Annotated in this window: 17 protein-coding genes; 2 read left to right on the top strand and 15 right to left on the bottom strand. The window is 65.0% G+C overall.

The genetic code is table 11. From position 1 onward, the window contains the following. Positions 1-14: 14 nt before the first annotated feature. From B0G81_RS35615 to B0G81_RS35635, 5 genes are all read right to left on the bottom strand, one after another. On the bottom strand, positions 15-1,073 hold the full coding sequence (locus B0G81_RS35615) for a hydrogenase expression protein HypE (RefSeq protein ID WP_116117091.1): 1,059 nt from the start codon (positions 1,071-1,073) through the stop codon (positions 15-17). A 335-nt stretch (positions 1,074-1,408) separates the two neighbouring features. Continuing rightward, the gene (locus B0G81_RS35620) at positions 1,409-2,464 is read right to left on the bottom strand and encodes a HoxN/HupN/NixA family nickel/cobalt transporter (RefSeq protein WP_134142160.1); all 1,056 of its coding nucleotides are present in this window, start codon (positions 2,462-2,464) and stop codon (positions 1,409-1,411) included. Between the two features lie 134 nt (positions 2,465-2,598). Beyond that, on the bottom strand, positions 2,599-2,991 hold the full coding sequence (locus B0G81_RS35625) for a copper resistance protein CopC (RefSeq protein ID WP_116117093.1): 393 nt from the start codon (positions 2,989-2,991) through the stop codon (positions 2,599-2,601). Between the two features lie 15 nt (positions 2,992-3,006). Beyond that, positions 3,007-3,912, bottom strand: a complete 906-nt coding sequence (locus B0G81_RS35630) for a hypothetical protein (RefSeq protein WP_134142165.1) — start codon at positions 3,910-3,912, stop codon at positions 3,007-3,009. 106 nt (positions 3,913-4,018) lie between these two features. Further along, positions 4,019-4,474, bottom strand: a complete 456-nt coding sequence (locus tag B0G81_RS35635) for a DUF2946 domain-containing protein (protein WP_166679162.1) — start codon at positions 4,472-4,474, stop codon at positions 4,019-4,021. A gap of 126 nt (positions 4,475-4,600) precedes the next feature. Between B0G81_RS35635 and B0G81_RS35640 the strand changes: the two genes are divergently transcribed. Beyond that, positions 4,601-5,953, top strand: a complete 1,353-nt coding sequence (locus tag B0G81_RS35640) for a TAXI family TRAP transporter solute-binding subunit (RefSeq protein WP_134142174.1) — start codon at positions 4,601-4,603, stop codon at positions 5,951-5,953. Positions 5,954-5,968: 15 nt separating this feature from the next. Here the strand turns inward: B0G81_RS35640 and B0G81_RS35645 are convergent, their stop codons facing one another. Then, on the bottom strand, positions 5,969-6,790 hold the full coding sequence (locus tag B0G81_RS35645; protein ID WP_134142176.1) for a ProQ/FinO family protein: 822 nt from the start codon (positions 6,788-6,790) through the stop codon (positions 5,969-5,971). Positions 6,791-6,991: 201 nt separating this feature from the next. Here B0G81_RS35645 and B0G81_RS35650 point away from each other — a divergent pair, with 201 nt between their 5' ends. Then, positions 6,992-7,915, top strand: a complete 924-nt coding sequence (locus B0G81_RS35650; RefSeq protein WP_134142180.1) for a LysR family transcriptional regulator — start codon at positions 6,992-6,994, stop codon at positions 7,913-7,915. Here the strand turns inward: B0G81_RS35650 and B0G81_RS35655 are convergent. From B0G81_RS35655 to B0G81_RS35695, 9 genes are all read right to left on the bottom strand, one after another. Continuing rightward, positions 7,912-9,288 (bottom strand): MFS transporter, encoded by a 1,377-nt coding sequence (locus B0G81_RS35655; RefSeq protein ID WP_134142193.1) that lies wholly within the window; start codon positions 9,286-9,288, stop codon positions 7,912-7,914. The genes B0G81_RS35650 and B0G81_RS35655 overlap by 4 nt on opposite strands. A 94-nt stretch (positions 9,289-9,382) precedes the next feature. Continuing rightward, entirely contained in the window at positions 9,383-11,116 is a 1,734-nt protein-coding gene (locus B0G81_RS35660; RefSeq protein WP_134142194.1) for a GMC family oxidoreductase N-terminal domain-containing protein, read from the bottom strand. A 96-nt stretch (positions 11,117-11,212) separates the two neighbouring features. Beyond that, a complete protein-coding gene (locus tag B0G81_RS35665; protein WP_106284350.1) occupies positions 11,213-12,019 on the bottom strand; it encodes an enoyl-CoA hydratase-related protein in 807 nt (268 codons plus the stop codon). 4 nt (positions 12,020-12,023) lie between these two features. Continuing rightward, positions 12,024-13,601, bottom strand: a complete 1,578-nt coding sequence (locus tag B0G81_RS35670) for an AMP-binding protein (protein ID WP_134142197.1) — start codon at positions 13,599-13,601, stop codon at positions 12,024-12,026. Then, positions 13,594-14,151 (bottom strand): (2Fe-2S)-binding protein, encoded by a 558-nt coding sequence (locus tag B0G81_RS35675; RefSeq protein ID WP_134142201.1) that lies wholly within the window; start codon positions 14,149-14,151, stop codon positions 13,594-13,596. The genes B0G81_RS35670 and B0G81_RS35675 overlap by 8 nt, the downstream gene beginning before the upstream one ends. Further along, the gene (locus tag B0G81_RS35680) at positions 14,148-14,969 is read right to left on the bottom strand and encodes an FAD binding domain-containing protein (protein ID WP_134142206.1); all 822 of its coding nucleotides are present in this window, start codon (positions 14,967-14,969) and stop codon (positions 14,148-14,150) included. The genes B0G81_RS35675 and B0G81_RS35680 overlap by 4 nt, the downstream gene beginning before the upstream one ends. Next, positions 14,966-18,004, bottom strand: a complete 3,039-nt coding sequence (locus B0G81_RS35685) for a molybdopterin cofactor-binding domain-containing protein (protein ID WP_134142209.1) — start codon at positions 18,002-18,004, stop codon at positions 14,966-14,968. Before B0G81_RS35685 ends, B0G81_RS35680 begins: the two co-directional genes overlap by 4 nt. Beyond that, positions 18,001-18,627 carry a UbiX family flavin prenyltransferase gene (locus B0G81_RS35690; RefSeq protein WP_106284395.1) on the bottom strand — a complete coding sequence of 209 codons (627 nt, stop codon included), beginning with the start codon at positions 18,625-18,627 and terminating at the stop codon, positions 18,001-18,003. Before B0G81_RS35690 ends, B0G81_RS35685 begins: the two co-directional genes overlap by 4 nt. Beyond that, entirely contained in the window at positions 18,620-20,104 is a 1,485-nt protein-coding gene (locus B0G81_RS35695) for a UbiD family decarboxylase (protein WP_134142214.1), read from the bottom strand. The genes B0G81_RS35690 and B0G81_RS35695 overlap by 8 nt, the downstream gene beginning before the upstream one ends. Between the last annotated feature and the right edge of the window lie 277 nt (positions 20,105-20,381).

Consider the following 20,381-nt stretch of genomic DNA (forward strand, 5'->3'; position numbering starts at 1 on the left):
CGAAATCCGCCTGCTCAGCGACGGTAACCGGTGGTGAGTTCCGAACGGTTGTGACGCCATTTCGGCTCATCGTTGAGCGTGTTTCTGGTCAGTTTGCGCAAGCTGCGGATCAGCGGGCCATAGCTCCTGATCAGATTCGACGACAGCACCGCGCCGGGCGGCTCGTCCATGAACGGCATGAACTTGTCAGGAAAGCCCGGCATCGTGCAGCCGATGCAGATGCCGCCCACGTTCGGACAGCCGCCTATGCCCGCCATCCAGCCGCGTTTGGGCACGTTGCATTGCACGACCGGTCCCCAGCAACCGAGCTTGACGATGCAATTCGGGCTGCCGTATTCGGTCGCGAAGATCGCCTGCTCGTACGAACCGGCCCGGTCGCACCCGTCGTGCACGGTGCGCGTGAACAACCACTTCGGCCGCAATGCGTCGTCGAGTGGAATCATGGGTGCGAGGCCCGCGAGCTGATACAGCAGATACAGCAGCGTCTCCATGAAATTATCCGGCTGCACCGGACAGCCCGGCACGTTGACGATCGGCAGGCCTGCTTTCGACTTCCAGTCCCAGCCGAGATAATCGGCGAGGCCCATACAGCCGGTGGGGTTGCCTTGCATCGCGTGAATGCCGCCATACGTCGCGCAGGTTCCCGCGCCGACCACCGCCAGCGCGCGCGGCGCGAGCCGGTCGAGCCATTGCGGAATCGTGATCGGGTCGCCCGTGTCAGGGTCGGTGCCCAGGGCGGCCCAATAGCCCTCGCGATTGATACGCTCATTGGGAATCGAGCCTTCCATCACCAGCACGAAGTTATCCAGTTCGCCACGCGCCGCCTGATGAAACGGCTTGAGAAACTCGTCGCCGTTTTCGTACGCCAGTACGGGATTGTGGAGATGGACCTTCGGCAAGCCGGGAATCGCGCCGAGAATCACGTCCTCGATACTCGGTTGGGTGGCCGCGGTGATGGATACCGAATCGCCGTCGCAGCCGAGGCCCGCGGTAATCCAGATGATGTGCACTTCCTTGAGGGCCGGCGCGTGCTGAGTCTTGCGCCCATAGGGGACGTTGTCTGCTTCCGCCATGATGTGTCTCCACTACGTTCACGTTCTTTTTGGACAAGCAAAGATACGTGGCGAGCGCCGCACGGCAGTCACGTGTCCAGCAATCGATCAGGGGTCATTTCCGCGTGGGGAGCGGTCAAAAAGATCGGATTTGCTGCATGTTTTCGTTTGAATGGTGCTCATCGCAATGAGCCCGAAAAACTTGTTCGAGTATAGTTCAGCGATACGAAATACCCCAATTTTCATAGCTTTTCGTGAAACTTCGCGTGCCGCGATAACCGCATCCGTGCGCCTGTGCAATTCTCTGACGATAGCCCTTAAGGGTTCGGGCCACGCTTATTTTTCATGCGCGGTCATCAGGAACGGATTTCCATTTCGCCGATTCGCTGCCACTTATAAACCGCGGCGGACAATAACCAGGCGGCCGCGAAGACGCAAACGATCGCATAGCCGAGCATGCCGACGTGATCGTTAAGAAGCGCCACCATCTGCCAGAATCCGCCATTTAAATGCAGCTTGTCGGCCGCGAGCCCAAGTCCTTCGATGCTGCCGACCAGCAGTGCCACCAGCACCGAAATCGTCGTGATGGTGAGGTTGTAGTAGAGCTTGCGGACCGGCTTCACGAAGGCCCAGCCGTAGGCGCCCAGCATGAGGATGCTGTCGGTGGTGTCGATCAGCGTCATGCCCGCCGTAAACAGCATCGGGAACACGAGGATCGACCAGATCGACATGCCTTGCGCGGCGCCCGCCGCGGAAATGCCGAGCAAGCCGACTTCGGTCGCGGTATCGAAACCAAGGCCGAACAGAAAGCCGAGCGGGTACATATGCCAGCTTCGTGTGATCAGGCGAAACAGCGGACGGAAGAAGCGCGCGAGAAAGCCGCGATTGGCGAGCAGCATGTCGAGATCTTCGTCGACATACGGCTCGCCGCGGCGCACGCGCCGAAACGCGCGCAGCACGGAACGCAGCACGATGAGGTTCAGCAGCGCGATGGCAAACAGGAAAAACGTCGACACGAGCGTGCCGATCATCGCGCCCGTTTCCCTGAATCCGCCCAGCCGGGTTTGCAGGGCCATCGCGGTGACGGCAATGCCGAGCGTCGCCAGTACGACGATGGTGGAATGGCCCAGCGAGAACATCAGCCCTGCGCTCAGCGGACGCTGGCCGGCCTGCATGAGCTTGCGCGTGACGTTGTCGATGGCGGCGATGTGGTCCGAGTCCACGGCGTGCCGCAAGCCGAGCGAATAAGCCAGCAGGCAGGAACCCATCAGCAGCGGATAGCCGCGAAACGCCGCGAGGGCCGCAAGCCATGCGGCGAGATTGAAGGTCAATAGCGACGCGTAGAGCCAGGCGATCCGCCGGCGCTGGTGGCCCGGCGCCGCTGTCGGAAACGCCTTCACGGACTCCGTCATGTGTTCTTCTCCTCAGAGCGAAGGCGAAGACGGCTGCTTTGCACAGCCTGGCGCTCAAAGCGTCTTTTCGATAATAGACCTTTTCAGACGCTGCGCCATCGCCCGATGGATGACGCAGCGCATCACCGCTTCAGCTACTTCACATTGAACGCATAGTCGCCATGGGTGCGATGCCCGTCCGACGCCACGGCCACCCAGTGCACCGTGTAGTGACCGGCCGCGAGCGTCGGCAACGGCACGGTGATCAAGGCCCGCTGATGCTCATCGACCGTGGCCTTCTCCGTGTTGACCTGCTTGCCGCTCGCGTCGGTCACCGTCAGCGAACTGAACGCGGCTTCGAGCGGGCCGTCGAACATCACGCGCACCTGCGCGGGTGACGCCACCGTTGCGCCCGCGCCCGGCTCCTGCTTCTGCGGGAAGACATGCGCGAAAGCCGCGCTTGCCAATGCAAGTCCGGCGAACAACGACGCCAGTTTCGCCACGGTACGTGTGCCACGCAAACGTGGATGTTTCATCGTGTCATTCATCATCACTCTCCTGCGTTACTGAAACAGCGGTTTGCCGATCGTGGTCGGCGCGACATCGTCGAAGAAGATATGCGCCTGCACCAGAATGCCCACATGCGAGCCGCTTGCGCGATTGATCGGGATTTGCGCCTCCACACCGAACTGTCCATAACGGTTGATCCAGATGAAGCCCGGATTGACCGTGCCGGTCGTCTGCCCCTGGCTGCGCGACAACGGAATTTCCACCAGCGGAATCAGATTGGCGAACGGTTGCGGCAGGCCGACATCGCGCACGTGCTGCTGCAAATACGGCAAGCTGTACTGCACGGTGAACCCGTAATTGAACGCGTTCGGCTGTCCCGCGCCGGTGGTCAGCGCCGGCCCCGCTTCGCCCGTGATCGCGATCGGCCGCAGATACGCGAGCGAATCGGGCAGATCGCCCATGCCCTTGCCGACGTAGACGGTGGGCGAGATGGTCGAGAAGTTATCCGCGATCGCGCGGCTGCCCGTGCCGCCGAGTTCGGCATTCACGCCGATCGAGGTCATGAACTCGTGCGCGTCGTTGACGTACAGCAGGTACTTCAAGCCGACGCCGAAGTTGTCGAAGCCGCTCGCCCGCGGGTTGTTCTGCATCGCATACGTGCCGTCGACGGACACCGCGAGCCGCGACGTGATCAGCTTGTCGTACTCGAAGTCGAAGGTGTTGATGCTCTGGTCGCCGTTCTCGCCAGGCACGCGTTGATGGCCGAACTGGAGGTTGGCTTCGTCGCCGACGCCGGGGTCGTCGACGGCCAGCGTCGCTGGGAAAACGCGGTTGCCCGCAATGGCGTGGGCGCCGGCGAGCGTTGGCGCGCACAGCAAGGCGCCGGCAATGGCGGCAATGGTGGCGAGCAGCGCCGCCGAGCGCGGCGGCTGCGCTCGGGGCGTTGAGTGGATAAGCATGATTCATCCTGTTTCATGGGTCGTGACAATGCCGGCGCGCACAGTCGACAGGGACGTGCGGCGGCAGCCGCGATGCAGTCGATGCATCGCGCCGTGGTGACTCGAATCAGGATGCGAACGGAGGGGCGCGGGGTTGAGCGAACGTGAGCGGCTCGACGCGACGCACGCTTTCGAAGCGGGTCGCGACGGTGTGCTGCAGAGCGCGGACGGCGACGACGAACAGTGCCTCGACGCTCGGCACGGCGGGCATGTGAGCGAGCAGGCTGCAATAACCGCAGGCGTCGCCGTCGGACATGGCGGTGTGGTCTGTGTGGCCGGTGTCTTTGCCGGCGGCCTGACCGGACATGCCCGACACGACCGACGACGCGTCCGGCATGTCCTTTCGCATGGCGTCCATCGACCCCATGGACACCATTGACGGCATATCGCAATGCTCGTCCGACATGGCGCCTTCATCGGCGCGAGCGGCGAGCGTGTGCGAGATCGTCGGCGCGAGCGTGGCCATCAGGATCGCGAACAATCCCAGCCAACTGCCGATCTTCCGATAGAAACGACTCACGATGCGCCCGGCGACACGATGGGGAAGCTGTCGCGGATTATGCCACGGTCAATAGAGCAAACTGCCGACGGCAAGGCCGCCGCGGACAGTGGACAATGCGATCATCCCGGCTCCCAGCACGGAGTGTCCATGAAAGCGCAGCGCCCGCGTCCCCCGCACTTTCCCAGCGAAGAACCGCATGCCGAGTGGCGCGACCATACCCTGCTCTATGCCGTCGTGGCGACGGCCATCATTCTGACGGTCACGCTGGTCGTCTGGCTGATCGATCCGGCGCCGCCCAAGGCGATCACCTTGAGCGCCGGCCCGCGCGACAGCTCGTTTTTCATCGCCGCCGAGCAGTACCGGAAAATTCTCGCCCGCAACGGCATCAAGCTGAACGTGCTGGAGTCCGACGGCTCCGTGCAGAATCTGCAACGGCTGCTGGACCCGAAGCAGCACGTCGACGTCGCGCTCGTGCAAGGCGGCGTGGCCAACGGGCTCGACACCTCGTCGCTCATGTCGCTCGGCAGCGTTTTCTATATTCCGGTGGTGGTGTTCTATCGCGGCACGGGCTTGAGCCAGCTTTCTGAACTGGAAGGCAAGCGCATCGCGGTGGGTCGCGGAGGCAGCGGCACGCGCCTGCTCGCGCTGAAACTGCTGGAAGCGAACGGCATCGAGCCGGGCGGCGACACCACGCTGGTGCCGAGCGACGGCCTGCAGGCCGCCACCCAACTGGTGGCCGGCAATGTGGACGCGGCGATCCTGAACGGCGACTCGGCCACGCGCGGCCTGATGCTGCGCCTGCTCAAGGTGCCCGGCGTGTCGGTGATGAACTTCGACGAAGCGGGTGCCTATACGCGTCTTTTTCCCTATCTGGACCAGATCGATCTGCCGGCCGGCGTGCTGGATCTGAAGCGCCGGATTCCGCCGGAAACGGTGCATCTGATCAGCCCGACCGGCGAACTGGTGGCGCGCACCACTCTGCATCCGGCCATTTCCGATCTGCTGATCGAAGCGGCGCAGGAAGTGCACGGCATGCCGGGGCTGTTCCAGCGGGCGGGAGAATTTCCGAGTCCGGTCGCGCGTGAATATCAGATCAGCGAGGACGCGCAGCGCTACTACAAGACCGGCAAGAGCTTTCTGTACCGCACGCTGCCGTTCTGGCTGGCGAGCATCGGCGACCGTACGCTGGTTCTGCTGCTGCCGATGGCCGTGCTGCTGTTCCCGGCCATGCGCCTGATTCCGGCGCTGTACCGCTGGCGGGTGCGCTCGCGCATCTATCGCTACTATGGTTCGCTGATTGCGATCGAACGCGGCGCGCTCATCGGTTCGACCGACGAGGAGCGCAAGCGGCTCTTCGCGGAACTGGATCAGATCGAGGATTCGTTGAATCGGCTGCGCATGCCGCTCGCTTACGCCGACGCGTTCTATGTACTGCGCGAACACGTCGGCTTCGTGCGCAGCCGGCTGGCGGCTGCGTCGCGGCAAGGCAGCCACCCCTAGGCGGGGTGGCGGGTTTTACGCTTCGCGGGTGGCCGGCGAGTCGGACGGCTCGGCGGCCGCTTCGTGGGCGACCGGCGTAGCCGTCGAATCGGCCTGCGGCGTGCCTGCTTCGGCGGCTTGCGAGTCCGCAGCGGCTTCGGCCGGCGCAATGGCTGTGTCGGCCGACGCATTCGGCGTTTCGGCAGCGGCTTGAGCGCCCGCTTCCGTGCCTGCCTCGCCGGCCGCCGCATTTGCGTTCGCCGCGCCGGCTGCCGCCTTCGCCGCGCTCCTCCCCGCGCGATGCGCCTGCAGACGCTGCGCACCGGCGGCTTCCTGCGCCGTGACCTTGCCCGCCTCGGCGCCCGTCAGATCGACGCGCGCCGCGCCTTCCACGAGACATTTCCAATAGCGGCTGCCACGGCACCAGGTCTTGATGGCGTCGCGCAATTCGGCTTCGCTCAGCGACAGTTCCTTGGCGTGCACCACGAGGTCTTCGAAAATACCGACCTTGAGCGGCAGCTTGGGCGCCGGATTCTTGGGGAAAGCAATGGGGAAGCGTTTCTGCAGCCGCCCGATCGACTTCACCACCGGGTCCACCGGCTTCGCTTCCACCGCCGGTTTGGCGTCGGATGCGGCTGCGGGCGCGGCACGGCGCGGCGGCGCCGGCTTGCGGGCAGGCCTCGCGCCCGGCTTGGCGGCGTCCTTGGCAGCGGGCTTGGCAGCGGGCTTGGAAGCGTCCTTGGCCGGCTTGGATGCGTCCTTCGAAGCAGGCCTGGCGCCGGACTTCGCGGCAGGCGCAGCCTCGCGGCGAGCCGCGGCCAATTGCTTCTTCAGTTCAGCGAGTTGTTCGAAACCCATAGCGCACAGTCGATCGAGAAAGACGAGATTGTAGCAGTGTAAGGAAACAGGTTCGTGACGACGCGCACGCCGCGCCGCGCGGGCTTCCCCGCGGGCTTGCAAGCAGGCGCGGCGCGGCACGGTTAAACTCGGAGCTTCCGGTCCTTCCCGCCCTGTTTCCCCGCGTTTTTTACATCGGTTTCCGACCCGCTCCCGCGTTTCATGGACCTCAAGCAAATCCAGTATTTCATCACGCTGTTCGAAGACGGCTCCGTCACGCGCGCGGCGAAGCGGCTCAATATCGTCCAGCCCGCGCTCAGCATGCAGATTTCGAAGCTCGAAACCGAATTGCGCCAGAAACTCTTCGAGCGCGGTCCACACGGCATGACGCCGACCGACGCGGCGCGCCAGATGTACCGCCTGTACACGCCGATCATGCGCGATATCGAGCGGGCGCGCGACCAGTTGAGCCGCCAGGACGCGATCGTGACGGGGCGAGTGTCGCTCGGCATGGTGTCGTCCGAGGCGGAAAGCGTGCTGCCGGAGTCGCTCGCCAGGTTCAACGCGATGTTCCCGCAAGTCGAAGTGTCAGTCGCCGACGGGTTCAGCGCGCAGTTGATCGACGCGGTCGAAGCGGGCCGGCTGGATGCAGCCATCATCAACAAGCCGCGCGGGCGTCTCACGCTCGACGTGGTGCCGCTGGTCGACGAGGAAATGGTGCTGGTGACGAGCGCCGCGCTCGGCCCCGACCTGCCGCCGGCCGTCGATCCCGCGCAGCTGGCCGGCATCGAGCTGGTGCTGCCGACCCGCCGCAACGGCCTGCGCGGCGTACTGGACGCGGCGCTGCTGGCCGAAGACGTGGTCATCAAGCCGAAGTTCGAGATCGACCTGCTGAACACCATCGTGCAGTTCGTCGAACAGAGCAGCGTCGCGACAATCCTGCCGCGCGTGGTGGTTCAGCGCAAAGTCGACGAAGGCGTGCTGTGCGCGCGCACCATCACGTCACCGGCCATCGTGCGGCACATCATCCGCGTGAGCCATCCGAAGCGGCCGATCGGGCCCGCGGCGCACGCGCTGATCGAGATCATCGGCGAAGAGATCCGGCGCGTGACGACGGGCGCACCCGTCGACCCCTCCGCGAGCTAAACCGGCTCGCGCGCCGCGCCCTGTTCAAGCCGCCCGCGCGTTTCCGGCACGACGAACGCGCCGATCAGGAAAATCACGCTGATCGCCCCGACGAAGATCGCCAGCGTCATCGGCAACTCGCTCGCATCTTTCGCCACCAGCGAGACGGCGGTCGGCATCATCCCGCCGATGGCAAAGCCGATGTTCCAGGAAAGCCCGGTGCCGGTCGCTCGAATCGCGGTCGGGAACCGTTCGTTCAGGAAGATCAGGATCGGCGCATAGCCCGCGCTGCCGAGCGCGCTGAGAATCACCGCGTACACGCCGATCATGGTGACGCTTTGCGCCGTGGGCAGCAGCAGGAACAGTGCGGGCAACGCGAAGAGCCGGATCAGGCCGAGCCAGATGAAAGTGGACTTGCGGCCGATGAAGGTGCTCAGATGCCCCGCCGCCACCGACGCGATCACCACCGCCACGCTGCAGATCAGCAGGATCGCCGCCGCGGCGCCGTTCGGCGCGTGGCTGACTACCTTAAGGAAGGTGGGCAGATAGCCCGAGGTAAGGTAATAGCCGCTGCCGCCGCCGATAGTCAGCAACAGGTTCACGAACAGAATCGACCGATAGTCGCGGGAAAATAGCGTGCGCACGGGCGAGCGCACGATTTCGACCGGCGCGTCGTGCTTCTGTGCCGCGGCCTTGGCGGCCTTTTCGGCGGCGAGCTTTTTCCACAGCGGCGACTCTTCGAGACTGCTGAAGACGAACAGTCCGAGCACCGAGCTGATGATGCCGGTGAAAAACATGCAGCGCCAGCCCCACACCTCGAACGCCGCGCCGGGGAATAGCGCCGACATCGCCAGATACGTGAGCGAGGCGAGCAACGCGCCGAGCCCCGCTCCGCCGCCGCCGATCAGCCCCGACACCGCGCCGCGATATTTCGGCGCGACCGATTCGGTGCCGATGGTATGCGTCGATGCCACCACGCCGCCCACGAACACGCCCTGCACCAGCCGAAGCACGAGGAACAGGATCGGCGCGACGAGACCCACCTGCGCGACGGTCGGCAGCACGCCGAACGCGGCCGTGGAAAGCCCCACGCCGACCACCGCGATAATCATCGCGCCCTTGCGTCCATGCCGGTCCGCGTACGAGCCGAACCATGCCGAACCCAGCGGGCGCATCAGCAATGTCACGGCAAACGACGCATACACCGCCGCGAGCGAGAGCATCGCGTGCTCGGACGGAAAGAACAGCCGCCCGACCACCGGTGCGACGAACAGCAATACGAACAGATCGAACAGATCCAGTGCCCAGCCGAGGCACGAGGCCATTACCGCACCCATCACTTGCCGCTGGTCTACCGCGGGCAAGGCGGCGCCATTTTGCGCTGCTACAGACATCGTCATCTCCTTGACTATCAGCGGGCCGTCTCTCGATCGTCCCCGTTTGTAGGCACGTTTCTCTTGCGCGTGCTCTTGGTGGTGTTAAGAAACCTTATGGCGAGGCCGCGGTGAGCGGCGCCGTCTTCGATCCAGCATTGGCCTCGCGCCGCGCGAGCATCGCGTCGGCAATCTTTTCTGCCATCATGATGGTCGGGATATTCGTATTCGCCGAGGGCAGGCGCGGCATCAGCGAGGCGTCGACGACACGCAGACCGTGCGCGCCGTGCACACGGCCGGAAGTGTCGGTTACCGCCGTGGCGTCGTGCGCGTCGCCCATCCGGCAAGTACCGCTCGCGTGCCAGACGCCGAACACATTCGCGCGGACAAAGTCTTCGAGCGCGCCCGGCTCGGCCAGCAGCGCGGACATGCGCTGGCCTCGCGTGAAGAAACGCTCGATCAACAGACGCCGCAACGGCGCGGGCGTATCGAGCAGCATGCCGAGCAGCGAAGTCAGCGCGGCATTGCCCTTGCCGACGCGGCTCAGCGCTTTCACACGCGGTGAAAACGTAGCCGGGAAAAAGTCGCGCGGGTTGTCGCCGAGACCCGACGCCTCGACAATCTTCGCGAGTATCCGCACGCCGTGGACGAGGCGCGCGAGATCGCGCGGATCATCGAGCAGATTCAGATCGACGCGCGGCGCCACCGCTGGATCGGCGGACACGAGTTGCACACGGCCGCGCGAATAAGGCCGGTTGCACCAGAGGAAAAACAAGCCGAGCCGGTTGCCGAGCGCGTGCCAGGCGGCGCGCGTCGCACTCGACAGATACAGGTCGGACTCGTCGCAGCCCGCTATGCCCGAGGTAAAACGCGCGGCCGTCATGCTCGCGCGACGGCGCGAGAGCGGCATGCGAAAACGCCGCTCGAGAAAATGACAGAACGTGAGCGACGGATGATCCTGGAGATTGCGTCCCACGCCCGGCAGATCGACTCTGCACTCGATGCCGAGCGCGTCCAGTTCCGCCTTTGCGCCGATGCCGGCGCGCATCAGCAACGCGGGGGATTGCAACGCGCCCGCGCTCACTATGACTTCGTTGGCGTCGAAACGAATGCGCGCGCCGCTGCGTTCTACCGCGACCACGCCGCGCGCGACACGCCCTTCCATGAGGATCGACTCGACGCGCAGGTCCGCATAGATGCGCAGATTGCGGCGCTGACGCGTCGCTTCGTCCAGATAGGCCGTTGCGGTCGATACGCGCCGGTCGTCGAGATTCGAAAACGCGCCGGGAAAATAACCGTCGCCGAACTCGGCGTTCTGATCCTGCAAGGCCGCGAAACCGTTTTTCCGCATGCCGTCGGCGAAGGCATCGCAGAACGCCGGCCAGTACGCCGGCAGAATGCGGCGGATCGGCACCGGACCACCTCTGCCGTGCAACTCACCGGCTGGAAAATCTACATCGCGTTCGAGTTTGCGGAAATACGGCAGTACGTCCTGCCATGCCCAGCCGCTCGCACCGTTGGCGGCCCAGTCGTCGTAGTCGCGCGGCAGGCCGCGATTGGCTGACTGCACGTTGATGCTCGACCCGCCGCCCATCACCCGGCCCTGCTCGTAGACGCGAGGCGAGGCGGTGCGTGTGGCGCTTGCCTTCAGTTCCGGCCAGATGTATTTATCGCCGCAGAAAACCGGCATCGGATAGCTGTCGAGAATCGCCGCGGGCACCTTGCCGGGCGGCGTATCCGCGCCTGCTTCGATCAGCGCGACGCGCAGCGACGCGACTGCCGACAGACGATGCGCGAGCACGCACCCTGCCGATCCGCCGCCGACGATCACGTAATCGAAGCGTTCCATGCACCTGTCTCCTTTGTCGACCGGAGTTAGCGCTTCAGCGCTTACTCCGGTCCCATGCAAAGCATTCTTCCCATTTCCCGCTGCCCAACGTTCGCCTTAACTACCGCGAAACACCGGCTTGCGCTTACCGTGAAACGCCTCCACGCCTTCGCGGAAATCGTCCGAGGCGCGCAACCGGCTATAGCAGTGCCCTTCGAGTTCGATCGCGATCGACAGCGGTGCGTCCTCGGTATCGTTGAGCAGCTTCTTCGCGGTGCGTTGCGCGAGCGGTGAGAACGCGCGCAGTTCATCCACCAGCGCGTCGGTCGTCGCCTCGAGTTCCGAGTCGGCCACGCATTCGACTGCGATGCCCCACTCGTAAGCCTGCTTGCCCGGAATGCGGCGCGAGCGCATCACGATGTCCTTGGTGCGGCCGATGCCGACCATCTGCTGCAACCGCGCCGAGCCGCCCGAGCCCGGAATCTGCCCGAGTTTCTGTTCCGGCAGCGCGTAGAAACTGGTGTCGGTGGCAATGCGGAAATCGCACGCGAGCGACAGTTCGAAACCCACGCCGAAACAGAAGCCGCGATTGGCCGCGATCACCGGCTTCGAACAACGCGCGGGCGCCGCGATATTCCAGGCGAGCTTCGACACGGTTTCCGGCGATGCTTCCAGAAAGCCCTTGATGTCGCCGCCACTCGAAAAGTGTTCCCCCTTGGCGCGCACGACGATCACGCGCACACGCGGGTCGTCGTCGAGTGCCTCGAAGGCGGCGCGCAACTGATCGCGCGCATGCATCGAAATCACGTTGAACGGCGGCCGGTGCAGGACGATGTCGGCACGCTCGCGCTCCGCGTCGATCTCGATGGAAAAGCCGTCGAGATCCTGCAGCAGGCTCTGGCCGCGGTGAGTCAATTCGGTCATGGGTTCACTCCTTGGTAGTTTGCGTGTGAGATGCAATAGCTTCGCCGCGGGTGTCGGGCTCGTACTCGCCCGCGGACAGCTTGCGGCGCAGTATCTTGCCGACCGGCGACTTCGGTATGTCGTCCACGAACACGTATTCGCGCGGACGCTTGAAGTTGACGAGGTCGGAGGTGCGGCAGTGCGCGTCGAGCGCGTCGGCGTCGACGTACTCGCGGCGTTTCACGAAGGCGACCACACGCTGTCCCCAGCGTTCGTCTTTCACGCCGGCCACCGCGACCTCGTCGACCGCGGGATGCAGCGACAGCACCGACTCGATATCGACCGGCGAGATGTTCTCGCCGCCGCTGATGATCATGTCGTCGACGCGGCCGGATACGTACAGGTCGCCGTCGGCGTCGAAGAAACCTGTGTCGCCCGTGAAGTACCAGCCCTCACGCAACGATTTGGCGTTCGCATCCGGACGATTCCAGTAGCCTTCGAAGGCTTCGTCGCCGAGCAGGTCGGCGATGATCTGGCCTTCCTCGCCCACTTGCGCCAGGTCTTCGGGCGTGAGGGCGTCGAGCCTGACGACGCGCAAGCGCGTGTTGATGCCCGCGCGCCCCGCACTGCCCGGCTTGCGCGTGGCGTCCTGATCGATGCTGAAGGTGTAGACCTCGGACGAGCCGTAGTGATTGACGAACAGGTCCGGTTCGAACGCCGCTGAGAGGCGCTTGAGCAGACCATCGTTCATCGGCGCGCCGGCGAAACCGAGCTTGCTCACGGTCGATGTATCCGTCGACGCGAAAGCCGGATCGGCCAGCAGATCGTGGTACAGCGTCGGCACCAGATAGAGGCAGGTGAGCTTGTGTTGCTCGATCGCAGCGAGTGCGAAGCGCGCATTCCAGCGGCGCACGCAGACGAAGAGTCCATCCACCAGCGCCATCGAGAGCAGCGAGCGCACGCCCATGGTGTGATAAAGCGGCATCACGCCGAGCGTGCGTTCGCCGTGGCCGTACTGATTCTGCGCGACATGCGCGAGCGCCGCGGCGCGTTCATGGCGATGACGGCGCGGCACGCCTTTGGCCTTGCCGGTGGTGCCCGAGGTGTAGAGGATCAGCGAGTAGTCGTTGGCATCCGCGCGCGTTTGCGCGTCGTTCGACGCGTCCGGCGCGGCCTGCGCCAGCAGTGTGTCGAAGCTCGCGGTGCAGCCTTGCACGTCGTCCAGACCAATGCGTGGCAAGCGCTGCGCGGCGGGACTTTGCGCCACGGCATCGGCGCAGACCGGTTCGTACACGATGGCCTTCACACCGGCATCGGTTACGCAGTACTCGAGTTCATCGGGTTTCGCGCGCCAGTTCAGCGGCACGATCACCACGCCCGCGAACTGGCAGGCCCAATGCAGGGTCGCCATTTCCCAGCGGTTTTGTAGTACCACCAGCAAGCGGTCGCCATGCGCGAGACCCAGGCCGCGCAGACCTTCGGCCACCTTCACGATGAGGCCATGCCACTGCGCGTACGTCAGCGCCAGTTCACCGTCGACGAGAGCGAGCGCATTGGGGCTGCGTTCCACGCTCTGCAAAAAAGTTCGGCCGAGATCAAGCATGAGCGGCCTCCACGGTTTCGCTAGCCGCCTTGCCTTGCCGGCGCCGCGCCGCCACGTCGAGCACCGCGGCGACGATCGGCGTATAGCCCGTACAGCGGCACAGATGGCCCGAGAGCATGTCGCGCACCTGGGCTTCGCTCGGATCGGGCACGCGCTGCAGATAGTCCGCGCACGACATCAATATCCCGGCCGTACAGAAACCGCACTGCAACGCGTGATGACGCTGGAAGGCCTGCTGCAGATCGCCGAGCTTCAGGTCGGGCGCGAGTCCCTCCACCGTATCGATGCGGCGGCCATCGGCCTGCACCGCCAGCATCAGGCACGAGCGTCCCGCCACGCCGTCCACGTGCACCGTGCATGCGCCGCACACGCCGTGCTCGCAGCCGACGTGCGTGCCGGTCGCGCCCAGTTCGTGACGGATGAAATCCGACAGCAGCTCGCGCGGCTCGCAATAGCCGCTGCGTTCACGGCCGTTGAGCGTCAGCGTGACGCATTGCCGTTCGCCCTGCCGCACCACGTGCACGACGTTGCCGTTCGATGTGTTGCTCACTTCGCCTCCTCAATCACGCGCCATCCCAGTTGCCGGACCAGATGCCGGCGATACGCCGCGCTGATATGCGCGTCGTCCTGTGCGCCTAGTTTCCAGCTCAAATCGTTCAGTGCGCTGCGCAGATCCTCGTCACGCAGACACGGCCATTGCTCGACCACCGGCCGGTCCGCGACGCCACCCACCGCGAGGCGGATCGAATCGCTCGTCACGACAGCCGCGCACGCGGCCATCGCGAAGTCGCCGTGGCGCGCGGAGAACTCCGTGAAGCCATAGCGCTCGCCCGGCCGCTTCAGCGGAAAGCGCACGGCTTCGACCAGTTCGTCCGGCTCGCGCGCGGTCATCAACATGCCCTGGAAAAACTCGCCTGCAGGCACCACGCGGTGTTTCTTTTTCGAGCGCAGCATCACGTCGCCGCCGAGCGCGGCAAGTACTAGCGGCAGTTCCGCGCTCGGGTCGGCATGCGCTATCGAGCCGCACACCGTGCCGCGATTGCGGATCTGAAAGTGCGAGATATGCGGGAACGCCATCGCCAGCAACGGCACTTCGTCGCGCAGCGATTCGCGCCACTCGACGCTGCCTTGCGTCGCCGCCGCGCCCACCGCCAGCAAGCCGGCCTTCTGATCGACACGCACCGAGTTCAACTCGTCGGTGCGCGAGATATCGATCAACATGCGCGGCTGCGCGAGCCGCATGTTCAGAACCGCCATCAGCGATTGGCCGCCGGCCAGCACGCGGGCGTCCTCGCCGTGTTGCGCGAGGGCGTCGAGCGCATGCTGCGTCGTCATGGCGCGCAGATAATCGAACGGCGCGGGCTTCATGGCTGTCTCCTGAAACGGCCCAGCAGGCGCGAAAGCCATGAGCCGCCGGTGTGAACTGGTTTGCCCGCCGCCTGACGGCCGAGCGATTCGAACAGTTGGCGCAACACGACTTTGGCCGCGCCTTCGAGCATGCGTCCGCCCACTGCAGCGACCTTACCCGATACTTGCGCTTCGTAGTCGTAGGAAAGACGCGTGCCGTTTTCGATCGGCGTCAGTTCGACGAGGCCGCTGCCGCGTGCGCTGCCGAGCGACGACATGCCCGCGCCCGCCAGACGCAGCCGACGCGGCGCGTCGATTTCGGACAGGCCGATCTTCGCTTCGAAGCGCGCCTTGATCATGCCGACGCCGACCGTCACGTCGGCGCGATACTGGTTCGTGCCTTCGGCTTCGAGCGCATGGCAGCCGGGTATCACTTTGGCGAGCGCGTTCGGATCGAGCAGCACGGCAAAAATCGCTTCCGGCGACGCCGGCAAATCGACGCTGCCCTGCGCGGTGAGCGCCTTGCCGCCACCCGGCGTCGCCGGCTTGGCGGCGGGCGCTTCACGCAACTCGGGTCGCGACGGCTCCGGATCGTCGATGCCGATCAGCGCCATGACCTTCGAAGGCGTCAGCGGCAAACGGATATCGTCGACGCCGAGCGCGTCCGCCACCGCATTCGCGATGCACGGCGGCGTACTCATGTTGTTGCCCTCGCCGAGTCCTTTCGCGCCGAGCGGCGTGAACGGCGACGGTGTTTCCAGATGCACGATCACCGGATCGGGCACTTCGCAGGTGGTCGGCATCAGGTAGTCGGCGAGCGTGCCGGACTGGAAGCTGCCGTCCGCGCCGTAGCGGAATTCCTCCATCAACGCCGCGCCGAGTCCTTGCGCGAACGCGCCGCGAATCTGGCCGTCGGCGAGCGCCGGGTTCAGCAGCGTGCCGGCGTCGTGTGCGGTGACGTAGCGGTCGATCCGCACGCGGCCGGTGGCGTGATCCACTTCGACGCCGCACATGTCGAAAGCAAAACCGTAGGCGGCCGATGTGTTGACGCGATCGTTCTCATCCGGCGCGGCCATGTTCGGCGGATTCCAGAACACCGTCTCGCGCAAGCCGGGCTCTTCGCCTTCGGGCAGCAGCGCGGGCGCCCAATGCGGCGCATTGGCGGCGACGCGGCCGAACGGCTGCGCGCGATCCTCGGCGCCCTTTGCAAAAATCCTGCCTTCTTCGAAACGGATATCGTCCGGCGCGCAGCCCATCTGCTTCGACACGATGCGCGCGATCTTGTCGCGCACGCGCACGGCCGCGAGATGCACCGTGCCCGCCACCGCGCCGGCGAAACGGCTGGAATAATTACCCGCCGCCACCGACCACGCGTCCTTGTGCGTATCGAATTCGACATTGACAATGACGTCTTCCGGCGACACGCCGAGCACGTCCGCGACCACTTGCGCGCACACCGTCATATGCCCCTGGCCCGCGGGCGTCGACGCAATCGTCACCACGACGCCGCCGAGCAGATCAACGCTTACGGTCGCGCTCGCGATCGCGCCGCTCTTCGGCCCGGCTTTCTTGCGCGCCTCGGCGGGCATCACGGTCGTGATGTAGCCCATGTTCGACACCGACGGCTCGACGATCGCCGCGAAGCCGATCCCGTACAGCCGCCCTTCCTTGCGTGCCGCCGTGCGACGTGCAAGCAGCTCGTCATACCCGCCTTCGCTCAGCGCGCGGCGCAGCGCTTCCGGATAGTTGCCCGAGTCGAGCAGCGCACCCGCCGCGGCGCGATACGGGAACGCATCGGCGGCGACGAAATTGCGGCGGTACACGTCGAGCACATCGAGGTTCAGTTCGAGCGCGATGCGCTGCATCAGCCGTTCGAGCGCGAAGTACACCTGCGGACCGCCAAAGCCACGCACCAGACCTGTCGGCGTCTTGTTGGTCAGTACGACGCGGTTGCGCACCAGCAGATTGTCGATTGCGTATGCGCCGGTCAGGCAGCCGTGCATGCGATAGAACGTGGCCGGTTCCGGCGCGCGCAGATAGCCGCCGCAGTCTTCGAGTTGATCGTAGGAGAGCGCCGTAATGCGGCCGTCGCTTTCCACGGCGGCTTCGAGCGTCGAGACACGCGCGGTCGCGGAGGTCGCCGCGCTCAGATGTTCGAGCCGGTCCTCGACCCATTTCACCGGCGCGCCCGCCTTGCGCGAAGCGAGGCACATCAGCACCACGTACGGAAACACCGCCTGCTTCACGCCGAAGCTGCCGCCCGAATCGCGCGGCGCCTTGTGACGCAAACGGTTGGCGGGCACGTTCAGCGCCATTGCCATCACCGCGTGCAGCGAGAACGGCCCCATGAAATTGGACGTGACGTCGTAGCCTTCGTCGCCTGCCAGGTATTCGGCGATCACCACGCCGCATTCGATCGGCGCGCAGGTATTGCGCGGATAATGCGCCACCAGTTTCACGCGATGCGGCGCCTTGTCGAACGCGGCTTCCGGCTCGCCGTAGCGGAAATGCCGGTCGCTAATCACGTTGCTGCCCACTTTCTCGTGCAACACCGGCGATGCATCGCTCGCCGCCTGCTCGATCGAGGTGACCGGATCGAGCGTGGCGTATTCGACCTTAAGCAGATCGAGCCCGTCTTCGGCGATGGCGCGCGATTGCGCGAGCACCACCGCCACCGGTTCGCCGACATAGCGCACGCGGTCCATCGCCAGCGCCCACTGTTCCATCGGTGATTTCACGCCGACCACGAAAGGCCGCGACCAGGCGCGCAGGTCGTCGCGTGTCAGGATCGCGTGCACACCAGGCAGCTTCGACGCGGCATTGGTGTCGATCGACACCAACTCAGCATGCGCGTGCGGCGAGCGCAGGATCGCGGCGTGTAGCGTGCCCGGACGAACGCCGATGTCGTCGCCGTAACGGCCGCGGCCGGTGAGAATCGCGGGATCTTCCAGACGCTCCATCGGGCGGCCGAGATGACGTTGCGGGCGTTTATCCAGTTCTGGTTCGCGTTCACGCGTCGCGGTGTCGCCCGGGTGAAGCAAGTCGCGCTGATTCATTCGTCCACTCCCGAGCGGCGCTCCGTGAATTCGTCGGCGAGCCCGCTCCAGCGCTGCGCAATCTCACGATGCTCGATACCGAACAGATCGAGAATGCGCCCCACCGTGTGATCGACCACGTCCTCGATAGTCTTGGGATGCGCGTAGAAGGCGGGCACCGGCGGCATCACGATCCCGCCCATCTCCGTCACGGAAGTCATGTTGCGCAGATGCGCGAGATTGAGCGGCGTTTCGCGCGCGACCAGCACGAGCCGGCGGCGCTCCTTGAGCATCACATCGGCGGCGCGCGTGAGCAGGTTGTCGGCGAAACCGTTGGCCACGCCCGCGAGCGTCTTCATCGAGCACGGCGCTATCACCATGCCTGCCGTGATGAACGAACCGCTAGCCACCGCCGCGCCGATGTCGCGCACGTTGTAGACCACGTCGGCGAGACTGTCTAGGTCGCCGCGCGTCATGCCGAGTTCCTGCGCCGCCGTGACCGCACCGGAGGCCGACACGATCAGATGCGTTTCGTGCGTGCCGAGACGGCGCAAGGCCGCAAGCAGACGCACGCCGATCGACGCGCCGCTCGCGCCGGAAATGCCGACGACGATGCGCTGCGGCTTTTGTGCGAGCTCAGCCATGCGCGCCACCCAGATAGCTATCGAACGTGGCGTTGTCGGCGGCGACGAGTTCGTCCAGATTTACCGTGTCCTGGCCCGGAATGCGCACCCGCGTGAATACGTGCGACGCATACACCACCGGCCGCGTGGCGTCGAGTCCCATCTTCGCGCTCACGCCTTGCAGATGCGGCGGCGCGTCTTCCGGCTGACCGACGGTGGTGGACGGATCGAGCGGCGAACCTTGCGCGCCTTCGATCACGACCAGGTCGCGGTCGGCCTGGAAGCGCGTGGCGACGGCCCATTCGATTTCGGCCGGATCGTGCACGTCCACATCGGTGTCGACCACGACCACCTGCTTGATGTCGTAGTGCGCGCCGAACGCGCACAGAATCACGTTCTTCGCTTCGCCTTCGCGCTTCTTATCGAACTGCACCCACAGGTGATAGCGGCACACGCCGCCCACGGAGAGATGCACGTCCTTCACGTTAGGATGACTACGTTGCAGATGAGCGAGCAGCGTCGCTTCGCGCGGAATCGCGCCGAGCAACAGATGCTCCATTTCCGCGGGCACAATCGTATGAAAGATCGGCTTCTCGCGATGCGTGAGCGCGGTGACTTCGATCACTTCACGCGCTTCCTGCGCGCTGTAGTATTTCGGGAATTCGCCGAACGGGCCTTCCAGTTCGCGCACGTTGGGCAGAATGCGCCCTTCGATCACGATCTCGGCGAAGGCCGGTACATTGACGCCGTTGGTCACGCATTTGACGACCGGCAGCGGCGCGCCGTGCAGCGCGCCGGCGATTTCCAGTTCGTCGGAATCGATTGGGGAAATGGCTTGCGAGGCGAGCATCGTCAGCGGATCGACGCCGATCGCGATGGCGACGTCGAGCGCATCGCCGGCCTCTTCCGCGGCTTTCTGGAATGCGTACAAGTGGCGCGGCAGCAGCAGGATTGCCATGCGATCGGGCCCATGCACCTGAATGCGGTTGATCGACACGTTCTGCACGCCGGTACGCGGATTGCGCGCGATCACGAGACCCGCGGTGATATACGGCCCGTTGTCGTGTTCGCTGTGCGTGGGAATCGGCAGCAGCTTGTGAAGGTCGATGCCGCCGGTATGCACGACCTGCTGGCAGGCCGCTTCGGCGCGTGAAATTTCCTTCGAGGGAATCGGCTGATCGGCCGCGTCGCGAAAGCGCTTCAGCAGATCGGCCTCGGCCACACCCATCGCTTCGGCGATCCAGGCGCGGCGCGACATGAACCCGCTGACCACCGGCACGTCGTGGCCGCCCGGTTTCGTGAAGAACGCGGCTTGCGTGGCGTCGAGGCGCTTGGCAATCGCGGCAAGTTCGTGTTCGAGCGCCACCGGCCTGTCGATCGTGGCCAGCCGGCCCGTGCGCGCCAGATGCGCCAGCCAGTCGCGCAGCGTAAGCACGCCGGACGGGCGGCCCCAGGTCAGTTGGAAAGCACCGTGCGATGCGGTATCGCGAGTATTCATCTACGTCTCCATCCGTGCCCCGGCTTCATGTCCGAACCGGACTGCCAGTTGATGATGGAAGCGTAACGAGATCGGCGTATAACTTCTAATATTGATTATTGATGCGTTGAATCATTCCCGATGATATGCGCGTTAGCACCAATGACAGCCAATTGTAGGCAGGATATCAATAGACACCGTGCGGCTCGCGGCGCATTCTGCGGAGCTGGAGCCAGGGTTTAGGAGCATCCGTGGAACGCGGTTCCTGTCTTTATCTGATACCGCGCGTCTTTCTCAT

This window comes from Paraburkholderia sp. BL6665CI2N2 (assembly GCF_004366535.1).
Classification (GTDB): domain Bacteria; phylum Pseudomonadota; class Gammaproteobacteria; order Burkholderiales; family Burkholderiaceae; genus Paraburkholderia.

What these genes read in the sequence shown, in the direction of transcription:
- B0G81_RS35615 (WP_116117091.1), bottom strand. Translation starts at nt 1,073, where the DNA reads ATGGCGGAAGCAGACAACGTCCCCTATGGGCGCAAGACTCAGCACGCG.
- B0G81_RS35620 (WP_134142160.1), bottom strand. Translation starts at nt 2,464, where the DNA reads ATGACGGAGTCCGTGAAGGCGTTTCCGACAGCGGCGCCGGGCCACCAG.
- B0G81_RS35625 (WP_116117093.1), bottom strand. Translation starts at nt 2,991, where the DNA reads ATGAATGACACGATGAAACATCCACGTTTGCGTGGCACACGTACCGTG.
- B0G81_RS35630 (WP_134142165.1), bottom strand. Translation starts at nt 3,912, where the DNA reads ATGCTTATCCACTCAACGCCCCGAGCGCAGCCGCCGCGCTCGGCGGCG.
- B0G81_RS35640 (WP_134142174.1), top strand. Translation starts at nt 4,601, where the DNA reads ATGAAAGCGCAGCGCCCGCGTCCCCCGCACTTTCCCAGCGAAGAACCG.
- B0G81_RS35645 (WP_134142176.1), bottom strand. Translation starts at nt 6,790, where the DNA reads ATGGGTTTCGAACAACTCGCTGAACTGAAGAAGCAATTGGCCGCGGCT.
- B0G81_RS35650 (WP_134142180.1), top strand. Translation starts at nt 6,992, where the DNA reads ATGGACCTCAAGCAAATCCAGTATTTCATCACGCTGTTCGAAGACGGC.
- B0G81_RS35655 (WP_134142193.1), bottom strand. Translation starts at nt 9,288, where the DNA reads ATGTCTGTAGCAGCGCAAAATGGCGCCGCCTTGCCCGCGGTAGACCAG.
- B0G81_RS35660 (WP_134142194.1), bottom strand. Translation starts at nt 11,116, where the DNA reads ATGGAACGCTTCGATTACGTGATCGTCGGCGGCGGATCGGCAGGGTGC.
- B0G81_RS35665 (WP_106284350.1), bottom strand. Translation starts at nt 12,019, where the DNA reads ATGACCGAATTGACTCACCGCGGCCAGAGCCTGCTGCAGGATCTCGAC.
- B0G81_RS35670 (WP_134142197.1), bottom strand. Translation starts at nt 13,601, where the DNA reads ATGCTTGATCTCGGCCGAACTTTTTTGCAGAGCGTGGAACGCAGCCCC.
- B0G81_RS35680 (WP_134142206.1), bottom strand. Translation starts at nt 14,969, where the DNA reads ATGAAGCCCGCGCCGTTCGATTATCTGCGCGCCATGACGACGCAGCAT.
- B0G81_RS35685 (WP_134142209.1), bottom strand. Translation starts at nt 18,004, where the DNA reads ATGAATCAGCGCGACTTGCTTCACCCGGGCGACACCGCGACGCGTGAA.
- B0G81_RS35690 (WP_106284395.1), bottom strand. Translation starts at nt 18,627, where the DNA reads ATGGCTGAGCTCGCACAAAAGCCGCAGCGCATCGTCGTCGGCATTTCC.
- B0G81_RS35695 (WP_134142214.1), bottom strand. Translation starts at nt 20,104, where the DNA reads ATGAATACTCGCGATACCGCATCGCACGGTGCTTTCCAACTGACCTGG.